Source organism: Methylocella tundrae, from assembly GCF_901905185.1.
GTDB lineage: Bacteria > Pseudomonadota > Alphaproteobacteria > Rhizobiales > Beijerinckiaceae > Methylocapsa > Methylocapsa tundrae.
On the sequence record NZ_CABFMQ020000057.1, the window covers coordinates 89,064 to 104,704 of the forward strand.

The following is a 15,641-nucleotide window of genomic DNA, read 5'->3' on the forward strand; positions in this document are numbered from 1 at the left end:
GATACGGACAGGCGTGAAAGCGGTAACTGTGCCCTAAAGGAACGCACGGTGATCGATCATGAAAAGCAAACCCGCCTATTTTTATCCCTTCTTCGCGATCGTCCTATGGTCCGGAAACGTCATCGTTTCCAGAATGTCTGCGCATACGATCGGGCCGGAGGCGATCACCTTCTATCGTCTGCTGCTCGCCATTCTGCTAATGAGCACGTTCGTTGCCGTGCCCGCATGGCGAAATCGCTCCGTGATTTGGCCCCATATCGGACAGTTCGCCATTCTCGGCTTTCTGGCGATGTGCCTGTTCCAAAGCCTGTCCTATCTGGCGGCGGAAACCTCCACGGCAACGAACATGGCCGTCTTCACGGCGCTGACGCCGCTCCTCACGGTGGCATTGAGCGCCGCCCTGCTGAAGGACACTCCGACAGTCGGGATGGTCGGTGGCGGCATCCTGTCGCTTGGCGGTCTTATCTATCTAGTCAGCGCAGGCGATCCGGAGGCGCTTGTCCGCAACGGCGTTCACCTTGGCGATCCGCTGATGTTCCTAGCCGCGCTGGTCTATGCGCTTTACGGCGTGCTGCTAAAACGGTGGAGCCTCCCCGTCGCCGGTTGGCAATCGACCTATATGCAGGCGATCTGCGCTGTCGTGATCATGTTCCCGGCGTTTCTCGCAACGCCCGCACCCATGCGGTCACTGAACGCCGAGACGCTGCCGCTCATCGCCTACGCGGGCGGATTGGCTTCCGTCGTCCTGCCGTTTCTGTGGGTTCGCGGCGTCCATATCCTCGGGCCGAACCGTTGCGCGATCTTCATGAATCTGCTGCCAGTCTTCACGGCGCTGGGAGCCATCGCTTTGCTCAGAGAGCCAGTGCGCGCCTACCATATCATCGGCGGCGGTATTGCGCTGGCTGGTGTGGCCTGCGCCGAACTCTTCCGCCGGCCGTTACGTGGCGGGCCTCCCGCCATACCCGACATCGTCGAGTGAGCGGAACGGAAAGCGCAATGAACGAACATGCGAATCGCGACGTTCTGCTGCGGATCGCCGAGGCGCTTAAGCGCCTTACGCCGCCAACTCATCCTTCGGGTCTTGAACAGACCCTCGAAAGCTATTTCTAGTTCTCCACCAAGGCGAGGCTGAAGCCTGTCGCACGCATTTCCAGGATCGACGTCGAGCCTATGGCTCGGCCGACGCCTTTTTCCGAGCCTTCACAGGCACGGCGCGTACCAGTTCGGTCGCCTCCACCTCAAGCGCCTCCGCGATCCGGCCGAGCACCGTGACGCTGGCCGAAACATCGGCGCGTTCGATTCCTCCGACGTACCGGGCGCTCAGCCCGGCCCTTTCGGCCAATTCCTCCTGCGTCATCCTTTTCGCATGACGCAACCGACGCAGATTGACCGCCATGACCTCCTTGAGATCCATGGCGATGATGGAGCCGATATAGGAACCATCGTTCCAGGAATGATCGTTCCGATTCGTACATGCCCATGCTATTCATCGAAGCCGCGGAGGCCCCGGTTTGCCATTTTCCCGAGCAACGTGATGCGCCCCAAGCATCGTGGAGTAAGTGTCGCGCCGCGCAAATCTTGCAAAAATTCGCGGTAAATGAATGCCTAACACATTGCATTGATCTCATGGGGGTAGATCGCAATGACTGAGGCGCCATTTCAGGACCGGCCGCCGCACACCGACCGCGTGAATGCCTACGACGAGCAACATCTCGCGGTCTATCTTCGGTTGCTGATGGCCGAGGAAGAGGGCGCTGACTGGCGCGAAGTCGTCCAAGGAGATCTTCGGCCTCAATCCGGCCCAGGAGCCCGCCCGTGCCAAAACGGTTCATGAAAGCCATCTGGCGCGGGCCCGCTGGATGACGGAGGCAGGCTATCGGCACCTGCTTGAACCCCGGATGCAGTGAACCGACGCCCTACACTCCCACGGCTCGCAGCCACACGCGATGCAACCTTAAGAACTACTTTTGCCGACGAGTTTTCCGGATCGTGGCGACCCGCCTCGAGAGAGGACAAACGAGAGGAAACGCCATGCCCACGGAGTATTGGCGCTCGCCGGAGACGATTGATCGCCTGAACCGCCTCGAACGTCCCGGCTTTGCCGCCGAATTTCTGCGCCGCAACACCCACTACCGCCGCGATTTCGTCCGCACCCAGCGCCAGATCGCGCGCGCTTCCGTCGACGCAGAGACTGCCCGCGTCAGTCTCGCTCGGCGATGGGGGTTGCGCTTTCGCCCATGACCCCGCGTCTCCAGTCGGACTCGAACCCGTCATGTGGGTGCCGGAAGTTTCGCCGGCCACGCTGATCCTGGAACCGGCGCCAACCGGGTTCGAGGCCGCTTCATCTTTCGATCCCGGCGCTTTCGGTCCGGCGCTCGTCGAGCGCGCGGACGCCGATGGACGTGAACTGATGATCGTCGACGGCTCGGACGAACTCCATATCCGCCTGCAAGACGACCAAGCCACGCGACGGCCGGCCGTGCTTCTGCCGCTCGACAGCATGTTCGAGCTTCGGCTCGACGTCGCGCTACGCTTCGCCCGTCGACTCAGCGGCCAGCGCATCAACTTTCTCCCGACCGCCCTGCGGCTCACGTCATTCCAGAAACGGCGACTGATTCAACTCCTCCACGCCTTCGACGTTCACGATGGCGGCGGCGGCCCGCGCGACATCGCGGCGGAAGTACTCAGCTCCGACCACGCCTAGCTTCCCTCTGTCGAGTGGAAGGATTCCCACGCGCGCCGCAAAGCCAATCGCCTGATCCACGATTCGATCGCCCTCGTCGAAAGGGGCTATCTGAAGCTCCTGCGCGGTCTCTGACGCGCGCCTCCATCCATCCCGCGCATCGCTATCACCACACCGGCCATGGCCACTTGCCTCGTCGGCGACGTTTCAGTTCGTCCCGTCGTAAACGGGGGGACACACGCCAACGAAAATATTCGTCCACCCCCAACGCCTGAACTCTCCGCCACCGTCACCCCGACATGCCGCGACTTGGCCGCGGCGCTTCGAGGCAAGACGGAGGCACATCATGCCCGATAGGGCCGCGCAACTCGCCACGCGTTACGTCCGCACACATGAAGCGGCGCGCATCCTCGGCATCTCGCCACGGACGCTGGAGAAATACCGCTGCCACGGTAGCGGCCCGACCTTCCGCAAGCTGGGCGGCCGCGTCGTCTACGCCATCGACGACCTCGAAGCCTGGGCCGACCAGGCGGCGTGCCGTTCGATGTCCGATCCCCGATACGTCGAGGCCCGCGCCGCCGGCCACGCGCATCGCTGAAGCGGCGTTCCGCGATGTCGCCCCGCCGCCTCATCACCGCCAGCGAACGGAGCAAGCTCGATCCGTTCATCGTCGCCACCGGCGACGCAAGTCCGCGCGACCAGCGCGACCTGATGGAGCGACCGTTCTTTTCGCTCGCTAAGACCAGGCGCACTGCGCCGATCCTCTACCAGGCCAGCGACGTGCGCGTGGAAGTCTACGCCGTGCCCGAGCATGGCATGGCGACCATCTGGGACGCCGACGTGCTGATCTGGGCGGCGAGCCAGATCGTCGAGGCCGAGAACCTCGGCTTCAAGACCTCGCGTTTCCTTCGCTTCACGCCGTACCAACTCCTGACCGCGATCGGTCGGCAGACAGGCGCACGCGATTACAAGCTCCTGAAGGGAGCGCTCGCCCGTCTGCAATCGACCGTCATTCGCACCACCATTCGCAACGGCGAGCATTGGCGCCGTCACCAGTTCTCCTGGATCAATGAGTGGGAGGAATGCACGACCCGCGACGGCCGCGTCGAGGGCATGGAGTTCGTACTCCCTGACTGGTTCTACCGCGGCGTCATCGACCGCTCGCTCGTCCTGGCGATCGACCCAGCCTACTTCCGGCTGACCGGTGGCATCGAGCGCTGGCTCTATCGCGTCGCGCGCAAACACGCTGGTCGCCAGCCCAAAGGCTGGCTGTTCGAGATCGCGCATCTCCACGTGAAGTCCGGCAGCCTGGTGCGCGTCTCCGATTTCGCGCTCCAGATCCGGCGCATCGCCGCGCGCGAGCCTCTGCCCGGCTATCGCCTCCGCATCGAGTGGCAGGGTCGCCGCGAGCTGCTGCGCATCCTGCCGGCCCATTTATCCACAGTCCCCGTGGATGGCGCTGTGGAAACGCTCGGGACTTCGCGCGCAAACGATATCGGGACTCCGCACGCAGCCCTATCGGGACTTCGCACGCACGAACCGCAGTTAATGCTTTGGCCGGAAACGGCGATTCCGGGCCTTAACTTAGAATCTAACTCAGAATCTAACTCTTGTTGTTGGCCCGAGCGATCTACGGACAAGCGCGCCACCCCCGCTGCGCAGGCTTCCGAACCACCGGCGCGACAGCCGTCGCTGCCCTTCGGCCGCAAGCCGGGAGGGAAGCAATGATCGTCGCTCTGCTCAACCAGAAGGGCGGCGTCGGTAAGACAACGCTTGCGCTGCATCTCGCCGGCGAGTTGGCGCTGCACGGCAAGCGCGTCACGCTGATCGATGCCGACCCGCAGGGCTCGGCGCTCGATTGGTCGCAGCAGCGGGCGCGGGAGAACGTCTCTCGGCTTTTCGGCGTCGTCGGCCTCGCGCGCGACACGCTCCATCGCGAAGCGCCGGAGATTGCACGCACCGCGGATCATGTCGTCATTGACGGACCGCCGCGCGTCGCGGGGCTGATGCGCTCGGCGCTCCTGGCCGCGGACCTCGTGCTGATCCCCGTACAGCCGTCGCCGTTCGACGGCTGGGCCTCGGCCGAGATGCTGGGCCTGCTCCGCGAGGCCCGCATCTACCGCCCGCAGCTCGCGGCGCGCTTCGTGCTGAACCGCTGCGGCGCGCGCACGGTCATCGCCCGCGAGACGGCCGAAACGCTCGCCGATCACGACCCGACGGTGCTCTCCAGCACCGTCGGTCAACGTGTTGTCTTCGCCGACGCCGCGCAATCGGGCCGCCTCGTGTTCGAGCTGGCCGAGCAGAGCGCCGCGGCGCGCGAGATCGCGGCGCTCGCCGCTGAAGTCGCGAGGATTGCGCCATGAGCGCGCGTAACGCCCAACGCGGCTTCGCCGCCCGGCCCGGCGACGCCGAGAGCTGGATCAAGGCGCCCGACGCCTCAAGCCATCGCGATGAAGAGCCATCCGCATTCACCGCGCGCCTGACGATCGACGTCACGCCGGCTCTGCGCGGCCGCATCAAGGTCACCGCGTTCCAGCGCGGGATCACCGTCGCCGACATGCTGCGCGACCTCTTCGCGCGCGAATTCCCCGCCGATCCCGGAGAGAGCTCATGAACGACAACGAGCCGTCGCCGCCGCGCATCGTGCCGCCATCGCATCGGCGCACCGTCGCACTCACCCATGTCGAACTGACCTGGATCGAGAAGAAGATCGAGCGCTGGCTGCGCTTCGGCCGCCGCGCCGAGGAGAAGATCCTCGATCGCCGCCGCGGCATCTCCAGCTTCAGGCCGGGCAGCATCTTCGCCTTCGTGCGCTGGGCGTCCAACGACTTCGGCACGATCGTCTCGCGGATGGACATCGTGCGCGCGGTCGATCCTGGCGCAAGTTTCCAGACGCTGCCCCTCGTGCGCCCGGGCGGCGAAATCCTGCTGCGCGTCGATAGCTGGCCGAAGGTCGAGCGCGTGCTGCAGGCGATCGACGCCGTCGAGGCGCTCGACATCGACCCCGCCGATGCCGCGCCGGAATACTGGCGCCACCTCCACAACCGTCTCGCCGCCGGCCACGAACCGCGCCCCTACACGCGCGATCAGCACGCCGCCTGGCTCAAGCGCAGGAGCGTCACGCTATGACCCGCTTCGGCTACGTCCTGACGACGTACTTCGCCATGCTCGCCTTCATCGCCTTGGCCTTCGTCCATCCGGCGCCGCGCCTGATCTGGGACGCCACGGCGAGCACGCCAACCGGGCTCTACGCGCTCCGCCCGGCCGGACAGCTCCATGCGTTCGAGCTGGTCGCCGTGCGCGCGCCCGAACCGATCGCCAGCTATCTCGCCGATGGCGGCTTCCTGCCCAAGGGCGTGCCGCTGCTGAAGCATGTGATGGCGCTGCCTGGGCAGACCGTATGCCGCGCAGGGGACGCCATCACGGTCGATCACATCGCTGCCGGCGCGGCGCGTGAGCGCGATCACCTCGGCCGCCCGCTGCCGCGCTGGAGTGGCTGCCACACGCTCGCCCCAGCGAAGTCTTCCTCATGAACCCGACCGTCCCGGACAGCCTGGACGGACGCTATTTCGGCCCGCTTCCCACCACCGCAATTGTCGCCCGCGCGGTCCCGCTGTGGACGGACGAGGCCGGCGACGGCCGCTTCGTGTGGCGCGCCGCCACCGATTGACCCGCTTTTCAACCCGCCAACAACGGAGGATTCCTATGGCGCAGATTGGTCAGTTCACCCGCGACAAGTCCGGCTTCACCGGGCGCATCCAGACGCTCTTCTTCACCCAAGACCTCTCCCTCGTTCCGGCCGAATCCTCCGATGCCGAGAATGCGCCCGACTATCGCATCCATCTCGGCGACGGCGACGGTCCGGAGATCGGCGCGGGCTGGAAGCGCACCGGCGAGAAGGCCGGTGAGTACGTCTCACTCGTCGTCGACGATCCCGCACTCGCGCAGCCGATCCGCGCCAACCTCTTCCAGTCGGGCGACGATAAGTCCGCCTAGGTGCTGAACTGGAACCGTCCGCCGAAGCGCGGCGATCGGGGCTGATCGCATGCGGCGCGCGCTTCTTCTGCTCGCCAGCGTGACGGCGCTCGGCCTGCCCGCCGTCGCCGTCTATGCCCAGGCAACGCCGATCGCGGTGAGATCGGCGAGCGAGTCCTATGCCGATCTGATCGCCGAAGCGGCCCAGCGCTTCGCCATCCCTGAGGCGTGGATACGGGCGATCATGCGGATCGTGAGCCGTGGGGATCGCCGTGCCGTCTCGCCCAAGGGCGCGATGGGGTTGATGCAGCTCATGCCCGAGACATGGGCTGCGCTGCGCGCTCGCTACGGCCTCGGGCGCGACGCGTTCGATCCACACGACAACATCCTGGCGGGCGCGGCTTTCCTGCGCGAGATGCACGACCGCTACGAATCGCCAGGATTCCTGGCGGCGTATAATGCCGGACCTGGGCGATACGAAGATTATCGCGACCGGCATCGTCCGCTGCCGCCTGAAACCGTCGCGTACATGGCGGCACTCGTCCCTTTTGTCGGGGACGGCGCGACCGATGGGCCTGTCCTAGTGGCGGCCTCCGATCCGTCGTCCTGGACACACGCGCCGCTTTTCATCACGCGGTCGGCAAGCACTGAACCCGCCGGTCGCGCGACATCCAAGCAGCAGCCGAACGACACGTCGGCCGTCGTTGCCGTGCGCGATCTCTCCGCCATTGCACCGCAATCAGGCGGGCTGTTCGTGCCCGTGTCTGCATCAGGGCCGCAGCGATGATCGTGCCGTTCGCCAGTCTTCCGTTCGCGGCAGATTCACCGTCAGCGTGCGTTTTCCTTGGCGGCGTGACGATCTCCAGCGTCTCAATCGGCTGCATCGACACTCTCGGGTGCGTTTTCGCAGGCAGGGGTGGCACAGCGCGCGTCCGGGGAGAAGGAAGTGCGATCAGGGGAGGAGTGCAGGAACCGACCGACAGAGGGCCAGATAAAAGGCCGCAAGGTGCGGCTCGGTTGGTCGGTTGTTATTGTTTGCTTTTTTCGCTGATCCCGCAACGTGCGGCGTCCACGCGCAATGTGCGCAGAGCCTTCAACACGTTGCCCGAACCACCTTTTCCGCACATTGCCGGGGCCGGCCATGGCTGAGGAGAATGACTTCCAGCCCCGGCCAGGCCGCATCCGCTCGTCTCGCAGCCAGCGCGCCAAGCCATTCATCGCCCAGGCGCTCGCCGCCGCCCAGCGCGCCGGCGGCGGCATCTCGCGGCAGGGCCTGCTCAGGAGCGGGAGCCGCTCGACCTTCGGCCGCGGCCGCGTCGCGAGTGTGCGAGCGAACCGCCTGCTGACCGGCCGCTCCCGACTGGTGACGGTCAAGACCCGCGTGGTCCGTCACACGGCGCGGTCCTCACCGCTCGGCGCCCATCTCGGCTACCTCCGGCGCGAGGGCGTCACCCGGGACGGGGAGAAGGCTCGGCTGTTCGGCCCCGAGACCGATGACGCCGATCCCAAGGGTTTCGCCGAGCGGTGCGAGAAGGACCGCCACCATTTCCGCTTTATCCTCTGGCCAGAGGACGCACCGGAGATGGCCGACCTTCAGGGCTTCACCCGCGAGCTAGTCGGTCAGATGGAGAAGGATCTCGGGACTAAGCTCGACTGGGTCGCCGTCGATCACTGGAATACGCAGCACCCCCACGTCCACATCATCGTGCGCGGCGTCGCCGAGGACGGCCAGGACCTCGTCATCTCCCGCGACTACATCAAAGAGGGAATGCGCGCCCGCGCCCAGGACTTGGCCACGCAGGAGTTGGGGCCACGCAGTGACCTCGAAATCCGGCACGCGCTTGAACGCCAGGTAGAAGCGGAGCGCTGGACCCAGCTCGATCGGCAATTGGCTCGCGACGCCGATCGGCACGGCGTGATCGACCTGGCCACCGACGTCGCGCAGCAGCCCGATGAATTCCGCAGCCTGAAGGTCGGACGGCTGCGGCACCTGGAGAGTCTCGGGCTCGCCCATCAACTCGGGCCGGGCCAGTGGACGATGGACGAGGCCGCCGAATCCACGCTGCGCGAACTGGGCGAGCGCGGCGACATCATCAAGCGCATGCACCAGGGTCTACGCGAGCGCGGTATCGAACGCGCAGCCGCGAGCTATGTCCTGGCGGGCGAGAGTCTCGATGTGCCCGTCATCGGCCGGTTGGTCGACCGCGGTCTCGATGACGAGTTGAAGGGCACCGCCTATGCCGTGATCGATGGCGTGGACGGGCGCACCCACCACATCAAATTCCTCGACCTCGACGCCACCGGCGACAGCACGCCAGACTCCATCGTCGAGCTTCGCAAGTTCGACGATGCACAGGCGGCGCCGCGTCGCGCTCGCCGTGCGCTCTGACCTCGCGATCGAAGACCAAGTGACGGCCAGCGGGGCGACCTGGCTCGACCGTCAAGCAGTCGCCCGCGATCCCGTGGCTCTCGGCCAGGCCGGCTTCGGCGCCGAGGTGCGCGACGCGATGGACCGGCGGGCCGGACAGCTCATCGAGCAGGGCCTAGCCGAGCGCTAGGCGCGAGGCGTCGTGTTCTCGCAAGGCCTGATCGGCACGCTTCGGCGCCGCGAGGTCGAGGCCCTCGGCGAGCGGCTCGCGGCGGAGACCGGGCAGCCGTTCAATCAAGCGACGTCGGGTGAGTATGTCGCCGGCGCCTATCGCCAACGCTTCGCGCTCGCCTCTGGCCGCTTCGCCATGATCGACGACGGCCTCGGCTTCCAGCTCGTGCCCTGGACGCCCTCCCTCGAAAAGCAACTCGGCCGTCACGTCTCCGGCGTCGCCCGCGATGACGGCGGCGTCGACTGGGGCTTCGGCCGTAACAGAGGAATTGGCATATGAGTGATCCTTCAAGCCAAAGATCCCAAGACAGGCTCGCCGGCATGTCCGCGACCAAGATTCTCTGGGGTCAGATCATCACCGTCTTCGCGATCATCCTGCTCGCGCAGTGGACCACGACGGAGTGGACGGCCTGGCGGCTCGGTTTTCAGCCCGAACTCGGGCGACCCTGGTTCGAGGTTCTTCATTTCCCATTCTACCTGCCGCCCTCCTTCTTCTGGTGGTGGTTCGCCTACGATGCCTATGCGCCGTCGATCTTCATCGAGGGCGCCTACATCGCGGCATCCGGTGGTCTCATTGCCGCGGCCGTGGCCATCGGCATGTCGGTCTGGCGCGCCCGCGAGGCCAAGAACATCGAGACCTATGGCTCCGCGCGCTGGGCACAGCCGAAGGAGATCGAGCTGGCCGGTTTGCTCGGCCCCGACGGCGTGGTGCTGGGGCGTCATCAGCGCAGCTATCTCCGCCACGATGGTCCCGAGCATGTCCTGCGCTTCGCGCCGACCCGCAGCGGCAAGGGCGTCGACCTCGTCATTCCATCGCTGCTAACCTGGCCGGGTTCGGCAATTGTCCACGACATTAAGGGTGAGAACTGGCAGCTCACCGCCGGCTTTCGCGCCCAGCACGGCCGCGTTCTCCTGTTCGATCCGACCAATGCGCAGTCGTCCGCCTACAACCCGCTGCTCGAGGTCCGGCGCGGCGAGTGGGAGGTCCGCGACGTCCAGAACATCGCCGACATCCTGGTCGATCCTGAAGGCAGCCTCGAAAAGCGGAACCATTGGGAGAAGACCAGTCACGCGCTGCTGGTCGGCGCGATCCTCCATGTCCTCTACGCCGAGGAGGACAAAACCCTCGCTGGCGTCGCCTCGTTCCTCTCCGATCCGAAGCGGCCGATCGAGTCGACGCTGTCGGCGATGATGCGGACGCCGCATCTTGGCGACGCGGGCGTCCATCCCGTCGTCGCCTCCGCCGCGCGCGAGCTGCTGAATAAATCCGCCAACGAGCGGTCCGGCGTGCTGAGCACGGCGATGTCGTTCCTCGGCCTCTACCGCGATCCGGTGGTTGCCGAGGTGACGCGGCGCTGCGACTGGCGGATCGGCGACATCGTCGCCGGCGATCTGCCGACGACGCTCTACCTTGTCGTGCCGCCGTCGGACATCAATCGCACCAAGCCGCTGATCCGCCTGATCCTCAATCAGGTCGGGCGGCGGCTCACCGAGGACCTGCAGGCCAAGGCTGGACGCCGTCGGCTTCTCCTGATGCTGGACGAGTTCCCGGCGCTCGGCCGCCTCGACTTCTTCGAGTCCGCGCTGGCCTTCATGGCGGGCTACGGCATCAAGAGCTTTCTCATCGCCCAGTCGCTGAACCAGATCGAGAAGGCCTACGGCCCCAACAACTCGATCCTGGATAACTGCCGTGTCCGGGTCAGCTTCGCGACCAACGATGAGCGGACCGCCAAGCGGGTCAGCGACGCGCTCGGCACCGCCACCGAGATGAAGGCGATGAAGAACTACGCCGGCAGCCGGCTGTCGCCCTGGCTTGGGCATCTCATGGCCTCGCGTTCAGAGACAGCGCGCCCGCTGCTAACGCCCGGCGAGGTGATGCAGCTCCCACCGACTGACGAGATCGTCATGGTGTCAGGCGTCCATCCGATCCGCGCGAAGAAGGCCCGCTATTACGAAGACGAGCGCCTTCAGGAGCGCATCGTGACGCCGCCGGTACTGGCGCGTCCGAAGGAAGCCCGTCTCGACGATTGGAGCGCCCGCCCATTGCCGCCGCGTCCGCCGACTCCGGTCGCGGGCGATGTCGAGGACGCCGACGATGAAGACCCGAAGAATGCCGACCACCGCAAGCAGCCCGAGCTCAGCCAGGACACCGTCGAGAAGAAGGAGCCGATCGAGAACGAGTTCACGCTCGACCAAGTGGACGACATGGAGGAGGACGCGCCTCGCATCGGCCGGATGAACGATCTGATGCAGGGCCTCGCCCAGCAGGCTTCGCTCGATCCCGGCGACGACCTCGGGATGTGAGGTGCGCATGGCTACCCCGAAGAAGAAGGCCCAGATTTCCGTCTATCTCGACCAGGATGTGATGCAGGCGTTGGCGGCCTATGCCGGACGCCGCGAGCAGTCCATGTCGCTGATCGCCGAGGCGGCTATCGCGTCGTTTCTGTCGCCAGATGCCGACGAACGGCGCGAAGCGGCCATCGCCAAGCGGCTCGACCAGCAGGACCGACGCCTGGCGCGTCTCGAACGCGACGTCAGCATCGGCGTCGAGACGCTCGCCCTGTTCATCCGCTTCTGGCTCAATACCACGCCGCCGCTGCCCGAGCCGGCCGCCAAGGCGGCGCGGGCACAGGCTGGCGCGCGGTACGACAATTTCGTCGCGACCCTGGGGCGGCGGCTCAACGAAGGACCGAAGCTACGGCAGGAGATCCCGTAGGACGTTGAGCAATCACAGCCCCGGAAATGAATAAAAGACGGATGTCGATCCAGAAATGGAGTCGCACGGGGCCAGGGAGGACCTAACCTTGTTGCGTGGGTTCTACACGCCGGCAGCAACGATTCGGGCCACGTCGGCGAGAATGGCTTCCTGACTTGCCACTGAGCCGGGCGCTTCGCCGAGATAGGCTGTGACCACGATCGGAGCGCGGCCGGGCGGCCAGACAACGCCGATATCGTTCGTCGCGATCTTCTCCCAGGTGCCGGGCTTGTTGGCGATACGCCACCCCGCAGGCAGCCCGACCCGGAGCCGATGGGTCGCGGCGTCCTTTGCTCCGATCATCCATCCCGTCAGAAGGGCGCGCGATGTGTCCGACAGGGCATTGCCGACCAGCAACCTGCGCAACGTCCCCGCCATGGCGGCCGGTGAAGTGGTGTCGTGGATCTCGCCCGGCTTAACGATGTTCAGCGCCGGCTCCACGTGGCCAAGCCTAGTCACCTGATCGTCCAGCGATCGCAGGTAGGTCGTCAGGGGCTCTGGCCCGCCGAAGCTGGCGAACAGCAGATTTGCGGCGGTGCTGTCGCTGACCGTGATCGCAGCTTCGCATAGCTCTGCGATCGTCATGCCTCCAGGGCCGACATGGGGCTTGGTGGCCTTGAAGGGCGACACCAGGTCGTGTTCGGTGAAGGCGATGCGCCGGTTGAGCCGTTCCTCATTCCGGTCGACGCGCGACAGAACGAAAGCCACGGCAAGCGCTTTGCACGTACTGCACATGGCGAAGCGTTCGTTAATCCGGTTGCCGATCAGTCGACCGGTCGCCGTATCGAGTAAGGCCACGCCCAGCCGTCCGCCGCTCCGTGATTCCAGTTCCTGCAATCGCGCCTGAATGTCGCCGCGGGCCCAAACACTGGATATAGGCAACGCCACTAGCGGCGCAGCCAATGCAAGACGTCGCGTGATTGGGACTGCCACGATGGTCTAGTTTCCCTCTTCGGCACGGCGGATCATTCCATGATTTCGCCGTAGGCGATGTGGCGGGCCAATCTCTTGGTCGATCGGCAGGCGGAGGAAAGTGTTTCAACCTCTGGCCCGTCGAGCCGTTCGGTCAATTTCCCCGGCGATCGTCTGATAAAGCGCAGGCGGCACGTCATGACCCATGCCGTCGATCAGCATGAGGCCTGCATTCGGGATCGAGGTGGCGGTGTCCTTGCCGCAGGCCGGAGAAATGAGCGGATCGTCCGTCCCATGCACAACGAGCGCAGGAACCGTAATGGTGGTCAGCCGTGAACGGCGGTCGCCGGCGACGGCCATCGCCGCGAGCTGTCGCGCGCCGCCGGCGGGGTCATATGCGCGTCGGATTTCTTCCAGAACAAGGAGACGGTGAGCCTCGCCGTCGAGTGGGTATCGGGATCCGGCGATGCGTTGCGCGAAAGCGAGAGCGTGCGCCAGAAATCCCTGCTCGTCGGAAATGGGATCGGGTGCGGAGTGCGTCATCATCGCCATGACGTCCGGCGCGGCTTGCGGAAGCTGCGGATTGCCCGTGCTCGACATGATCGAGGTCAGGGATAGCGACCTCTCGGGATGTTCGCTTGCCATGATCTGCGCGATCATTCCACCCATCGATCGGCCGACGACGTGCGCCCGATCGATGCCGAGAGCATCGAGCAGGCCGATCGCGTCCGCAGCCATATCATAGAGGGTGTAGGGAACGTCGGGCGGTTGTCCGGTCATGAGCGTCGCTGCCAGCGCCCCGAAATCCGGCGGAGCGCATTGGCTGAAATGCGTCGAACACCCGGCGTCGCGGTTGTCGAAGCGGATCACGCGATAGCCGCGCACCGCCAGGTCTTCGCAGAATGGATCCGTCCATCGAATCATCTGTGTGCCGAGCCCGGCGATCAGCAGGATCACTTCGTTGGTCTCGTCGCCGAAGCTGTCATAGGCCAGCTCAATGCCGCTGGCTTGCACGGTATTCATGGTCGTGGCGTGTCCTGGTTCAAGCCGGAGGCAAGAGTTCACTCAAGGGCAGAAGGCGCGAGTCCTCGACCGCCGCCGTGCGGTGTCCGATGCCGGCGAGGTAAGCGTCGTGACTGGCGAAGGCGAGGAAGGATGCGACGCTGCTTTGGCGAACCAGCATCGCTCTGTCCCACGTCTCGTCCTCCGGACCGATCAAGAAGGGGCCGCCGGCGCCAAGCAACAAGAGTTCGCCACCCCTATCGTGCAGAAACGGAAGCGTATGCCGGATATACCGATCGAACGCTTCCGCGCCGCTGACTGGGGAAGCTGGCGCGAGTTCCGGATGAGCTGAGTAGTCGGCGATCTCGCGGAACCTCAACAGGTTCAGCATGACGATGCTGCCTTCGAGACCGCGCTCGATGAAAAGCCTGCCAGTGCTTTGCGTCGGCTCGAGGTAGTTTACCTTTGCGGGCGCGCTCACCGTCCCTCCTTCTGATTATCCGTCTTCTCGCTGGACTGCCGCTCCGGCCCGAACGCCAGATGCAGGGCGTGCGCCCGGACATCTTGCGGCCATGTGGCCATCCATCGCTCCAGACCGGAACGATCATCGGCAAAGAGCGCGCGGCTCGCCTCCTCATAACCCGGCAGGTCACCGGCTATCGCTTGCATGAACTGGTACGCGGCCTCTTGGGCCACACGGCGCTGCCGTCGCGTTCCGCCGTTCCGCCGGGCCTCGTCCACCAGCCTTCTCAGGACAGCGGATGCACCGCCAGGCTGATCGGCCAGCCATTCCCAGTGCCTCGGCAACAGCGTTACCTCACGCGAGATGACCCCTAATTTCGGCCGTCCTCGACCTCTCGGTTCAGAACCCCCATCGCTCGCGGGTTCCGGCATCTCGCCCGGTTGGGGCCGATAGCGCCCGACGAACGCCCTAGGCGGGCCGGATAGCCTCCCGATGATGTCAGCGCTGCTGCCGCGGAGGTCCAGATCGATGACGCGGCCTGTCGTGTCATCGAAGACAAGGACCATAATCGAGGGGGCTCTTTCCGTTGCCGCTTTGACGGCAAGGGCCACTTCGATCAGTGGACCGGATGACAGGCGCTGCTGACCGCAAAAGGCCGTGCAGGGTTTCGAGAGGGAATTCGACACGGGCGGACACCAAGACCTGAGGCATGGGTCTTATTACCCAGGAAAAAAGATCGAGTCAATAACACCCGGGTATTATAAGGGGGCCGGCATTTTCTCTTCGATGGCGTCGTAGCCGGTAGAAGGGCGTGACGATGCGGAAGCGAGGCACTCGCAGGCCCGGACCGAGTCGCCACCCACCTAAATGATCGGAGACTGCGCTTCGACGTTGGCACCGACGACGGCTCTCCGCACCCAGCAAGTATTTTTTCTCTGCTCTACAACAGGCCGCTACGCCATCTGGATACTTGTTGAACCGCCCCATTTCTTGCCTCTTCTAGAGCGTGATGTTTTTAGATGGAAGCATAGCCTGCGTTGGAGAGGTAGTTCTGACATTCGTCTGGTGAGAAGAGGTCGAGGAGCGCTCCGGCTCGTCGCCAAGTGTTTTCGAAGGTTCGCTCAGCCGCCTTTCGCATCATGTGTTTGAGCTTCGCGAAAACCTGCTCGATCGGATTGAGGTCGGGGCTGTAGGGCGGAGCTGGCGAGGGGCCACCCCAAGCGGAGCTTGGTGGGGTCGCCTGCGGAGGGGG

At 65.2% G+C, this 15,641-nt stretch carries 17 protein-coding genes and 4 pseudogenes; 15 read left to right on the forward strand and 6 right to left on the reverse strand.

From position 1 onward, the window contains the following. The first annotated feature begins 58 nt into the window (after positions 1 to 58). Positions 59 to 979 (forward strand): DMT family transporter, encoded by a 921-nt coding sequence (locus MPC4_RS05815; protein ID WP_174511687.1) that lies wholly within the window; start codon positions 59 to 61, stop codon positions 977 to 979. 189 nt (positions 980 to 1,168) lie between these two features. Here MPC4_RS05815 and MPC4_RS05820 read toward each other — a convergent pair whose 3' ends face one another. Continuing rightward, the gene (locus MPC4_RS05820) at positions 1,169 to 1,414 is read right to left on the reverse strand and encodes a helix-turn-helix domain-containing protein (protein ID WP_174511688.1); all 246 of its coding nucleotides are present in this window, start codon (positions 1,412 to 1,414) and stop codon (positions 1,169 to 1,171) included. A gap of 228 nt (positions 1,415 to 1,642) precedes the next feature. On the opposite strand from MPC4_RS05820, the pseudogene MPC4_RS21130 reads away from it, so the two are divergent. The 14 genes and pseudogenes from MPC4_RS21130 (at position 1,643) to MPC4_RS05885 (ending at position 11,973) form a co-directional block, all read left to right on the forward strand. After that, a pseudogene (locus tag MPC4_RS21130) lies at positions 1,643 to 1,907 on the forward strand (DNA -binding domain-containing protein). Positions 1,908 to 2,031: 124 nt separating this feature from the next. Then, positions 2,032 to 2,241, forward strand: a complete 210-nt coding sequence (locus MPC4_RS05825) for a transcriptional regulator domain-containing protein (RefSeq protein ID WP_174511689.1) — start codon at positions 2,032 to 2,034, stop codon at positions 2,239 to 2,241. 31 nt (positions 2,242 to 2,272) lie between these two features. After that, positions 2,273 to 2,818 (forward strand): annotated as a pseudogene (locus MPC4_RS21135) (DUF2285 domain-containing protein). Positions 2,819 to 3,029: 211 nt separating this feature from the next. Next, the gene (locus tag MPC4_RS05835; protein ID WP_174511690.1) at positions 3,030 to 3,281 is read left to right on the forward strand and encodes a helix-turn-helix transcriptional regulator; all 252 of its coding nucleotides are present in this window, start codon (positions 3,030 to 3,032) and stop codon (positions 3,279 to 3,281) included. 14 nt (positions 3,282 to 3,295) lie between these two features. Then, positions 3,296 to 4,411 carry a replication initiator protein A gene (locus MPC4_RS05840; protein ID WP_174511691.1) on the forward strand — a complete coding sequence of 372 codons (1,116 nt, stop codon included), beginning with the start codon at positions 3,296 to 3,298 and terminating at the stop codon, positions 4,409 to 4,411. Further along, positions 4,408 to 5,046 carry a ParA family partition ATPase gene (gene parA / locus MPC4_RS05845; protein ID WP_174511692.1) on the forward strand — a complete coding sequence of 213 codons (639 nt, stop codon included), beginning with the start codon at positions 4,408 to 4,410 and terminating at the stop codon, positions 5,044 to 5,046. The genes MPC4_RS05840 and parA overlap by 4 nt, the downstream gene beginning before the upstream one ends. Continuing rightward, the gene (locus tag MPC4_RS05850) at positions 5,043 to 5,297 is read left to right on the forward strand and encodes a hypothetical protein (RefSeq protein WP_174511693.1); all 255 of its coding nucleotides are present in this window, start codon (positions 5,043 to 5,045) and stop codon (positions 5,295 to 5,297) included. The genes parA and MPC4_RS05850 overlap by 4 nt, the downstream gene beginning before the upstream one ends. Continuing rightward, the gene (locus MPC4_RS05855) at positions 5,294 to 5,812 is read left to right on the forward strand and encodes a DUF2840 domain-containing protein (RefSeq protein ID WP_174511694.1); all 519 of its coding nucleotides are present in this window, start codon (positions 5,294 to 5,296) and stop codon (positions 5,810 to 5,812) included. The genes MPC4_RS05850 and MPC4_RS05855 overlap by 4 nt, the downstream gene beginning before the upstream one ends. Next, a pseudogene (locus MPC4_RS05860) lies at positions 5,809 to 6,353 on the forward strand (S26 family signal peptidase). Before MPC4_RS05855 ends, MPC4_RS05860 begins: the two are co-directional and overlap by 4 nt. A gap of 35 nt (positions 6,354 to 6,388) precedes the next feature. Then, positions 6,389 to 6,679 carry a DUF736 domain-containing protein gene (locus MPC4_RS05865; protein ID WP_174511695.1) on the forward strand — a complete coding sequence of 97 codons (291 nt, stop codon included), beginning with the start codon at positions 6,389 to 6,391 and terminating at the stop codon, positions 6,677 to 6,679. Positions 6,680 to 6,728: 49 nt separating this feature from the next. After that, positions 6,729 to 7,445: a lytic transglycosylase domain-containing protein gene (locus tag MPC4_RS05870; RefSeq protein WP_174511696.1), complete on the forward strand. Its 717-nt coding sequence runs from the start codon at positions 6,729 to 6,731 to the stop codon at positions 7,443 to 7,445. Positions 7,446 to 7,799: 354 nt separating this feature from the next. Beyond that, a pseudogene (locus MPC4_RS05875) lies at positions 7,800 to 9,537 on the forward strand (relaxase/mobilization nuclease domain-containing protein). Positions 9,538 to 9,578: 41 nt separating this feature from the next. Further along, the gene (locus MPC4_RS05880) at positions 9,579 to 11,561 is read left to right on the forward strand and encodes a conjugal transfer protein TraG (protein ID WP_174511697.1); all 1,983 of its coding nucleotides are present in this window, start codon (positions 9,579 to 9,581) and stop codon (positions 11,559 to 11,561) included. Between the two features lie 7 nt (positions 11,562 to 11,568). Continuing rightward, the gene (locus MPC4_RS05885; protein WP_174511698.1) at positions 11,569 to 11,973 is read left to right on the forward strand and encodes a CopG family transcriptional regulator; all 405 of its coding nucleotides are present in this window, start codon (positions 11,569 to 11,571) and stop codon (positions 11,971 to 11,973) included. A gap of 102 nt (positions 11,974 to 12,075) precedes the next feature. Here the strand turns inward: MPC4_RS05885 and bla are convergent, their stop codons facing one another. The 5 genes from bla to MPC4_RS05910 all read right to left on the reverse strand — a co-directional run. Continuing rightward, positions 12,076 to 12,945: a class A beta-lactamase gene (gene bla / locus MPC4_RS05890; RefSeq protein WP_174511699.1), complete on the reverse strand. Its 870-nt coding sequence runs from the start codon at positions 12,943 to 12,945 to the stop codon at positions 12,076 to 12,078. A 105-nt stretch (positions 12,946 to 13,050) separates the two neighbouring features. Next, on the reverse strand, positions 13,051 to 13,947 hold the full coding sequence (locus MPC4_RS05895; RefSeq protein ID WP_174511700.1) for an alpha/beta fold hydrolase: 897 nt from the start codon (positions 13,945 to 13,947) through the stop codon (positions 13,051 to 13,053). 19 nt (positions 13,948 to 13,966) lie between these two features. After that, positions 13,967 to 14,407, reverse strand: coding sequence for a DUF1330 domain-containing protein (locus MPC4_RS05900; RefSeq protein WP_174511701.1), 441 nt, complete (start codon positions 14,405 to 14,407; stop codon positions 13,967 to 13,969). After that, positions 14,404 to 15,075: a DUF2239 family protein gene (locus MPC4_RS05905; protein WP_174511702.1), complete on the reverse strand. Its 672-nt coding sequence runs from the start codon at positions 15,073 to 15,075 to the stop codon at positions 14,404 to 14,406. The genes MPC4_RS05900 and MPC4_RS05905 overlap by 4 nt, the downstream gene beginning before the upstream one ends. Positions 15,076 to 15,404: 329 nt before the next feature. After that, positions 15,405 to 15,641 (reverse strand): transposase (locus MPC4_RS05910; RefSeq protein WP_174511703.1); only part of this gene is annotated, 237 nt, incomplete at its 5' end.

Bases quoted from the DNA above. Each gene is read 5' to 3' on its own strand.
- MPC4_RS05835 (WP_174511690.1), top strand. From the start codon at position 3,030: ATGCCCGATAGGGCCGCGCAACTCGCCACGCGTTACGTCCGCACACAT.
- MPC4_RS05870 (WP_174511696.1), top strand. From the start codon at position 6,729: ATGCGGCGCGCGCTTCTTCTGCTCGCCAGCGTGACGGCGCTCGGCCTG.
- MPC4_RS05850 (WP_174511693.1), top strand. From the start codon at position 5,043: ATGAGCGCGCGTAACGCCCAACGCGGCTTCGCCGCCCGGCCCGGCGAC.
- MPC4_RS05855 (WP_174511694.1), top strand. From the start codon at position 5,294: ATGAACGACAACGAGCCGTCGCCGCCGCGCATCGTGCCGCCATCGCAT.
- MPC4_RS05865 (WP_174511695.1), top strand. From the start codon at position 6,389: ATGGCGCAGATTGGTCAGTTCACCCGCGACAAGTCCGGCTTCACCGGG.
- MPC4_RS05885 (WP_174511698.1), top strand. From the start codon at position 11,569: ATGGCTACCCCGAAGAAGAAGGCCCAGATTTCCGTCTATCTCGACCAG.
- MPC4_RS05815 (WP_174511687.1), top strand. From the start codon at position 59: ATGAAAAGCAAACCCGCCTATTTTTATCCCTTCTTCGCGATCGTCCTA.
- MPC4_RS05820 (WP_174511688.1), bottom strand. From the start codon at position 1,414: ATGGATCTCAAGGAGGTCATGGCGGTCAATCTGCGTCGGTTGCGTCAT.
- MPC4_RS05825 (WP_174511689.1), top strand. From the start codon at position 2,032: ATGCCCACGGAGTATTGGCGCTCGCCGGAGACGATTGATCGCCTGAAC.
- MPC4_RS05840 (WP_174511691.1), top strand. From the start codon at position 3,296: ATGTCGCCCCGCCGCCTCATCACCGCCAGCGAACGGAGCAAGCTCGAT.
- MPC4_RS05895 (WP_174511700.1), bottom strand. From the start codon at position 13,947: ATGAATACCGTGCAAGCCAGCGGCATTGAGCTGGCCTATGACAGCTTC.
- MPC4_RS05880 (WP_174511697.1), top strand. From the start codon at position 9,579: ATGTCCGCGACCAAGATTCTCTGGGGTCAGATCATCACCGTCTTCGCG.
- parA (WP_174511692.1), top strand. From the start codon at position 4,408: ATGATCGTCGCTCTGCTCAACCAGAAGGGCGGCGTCGGTAAGACAACG.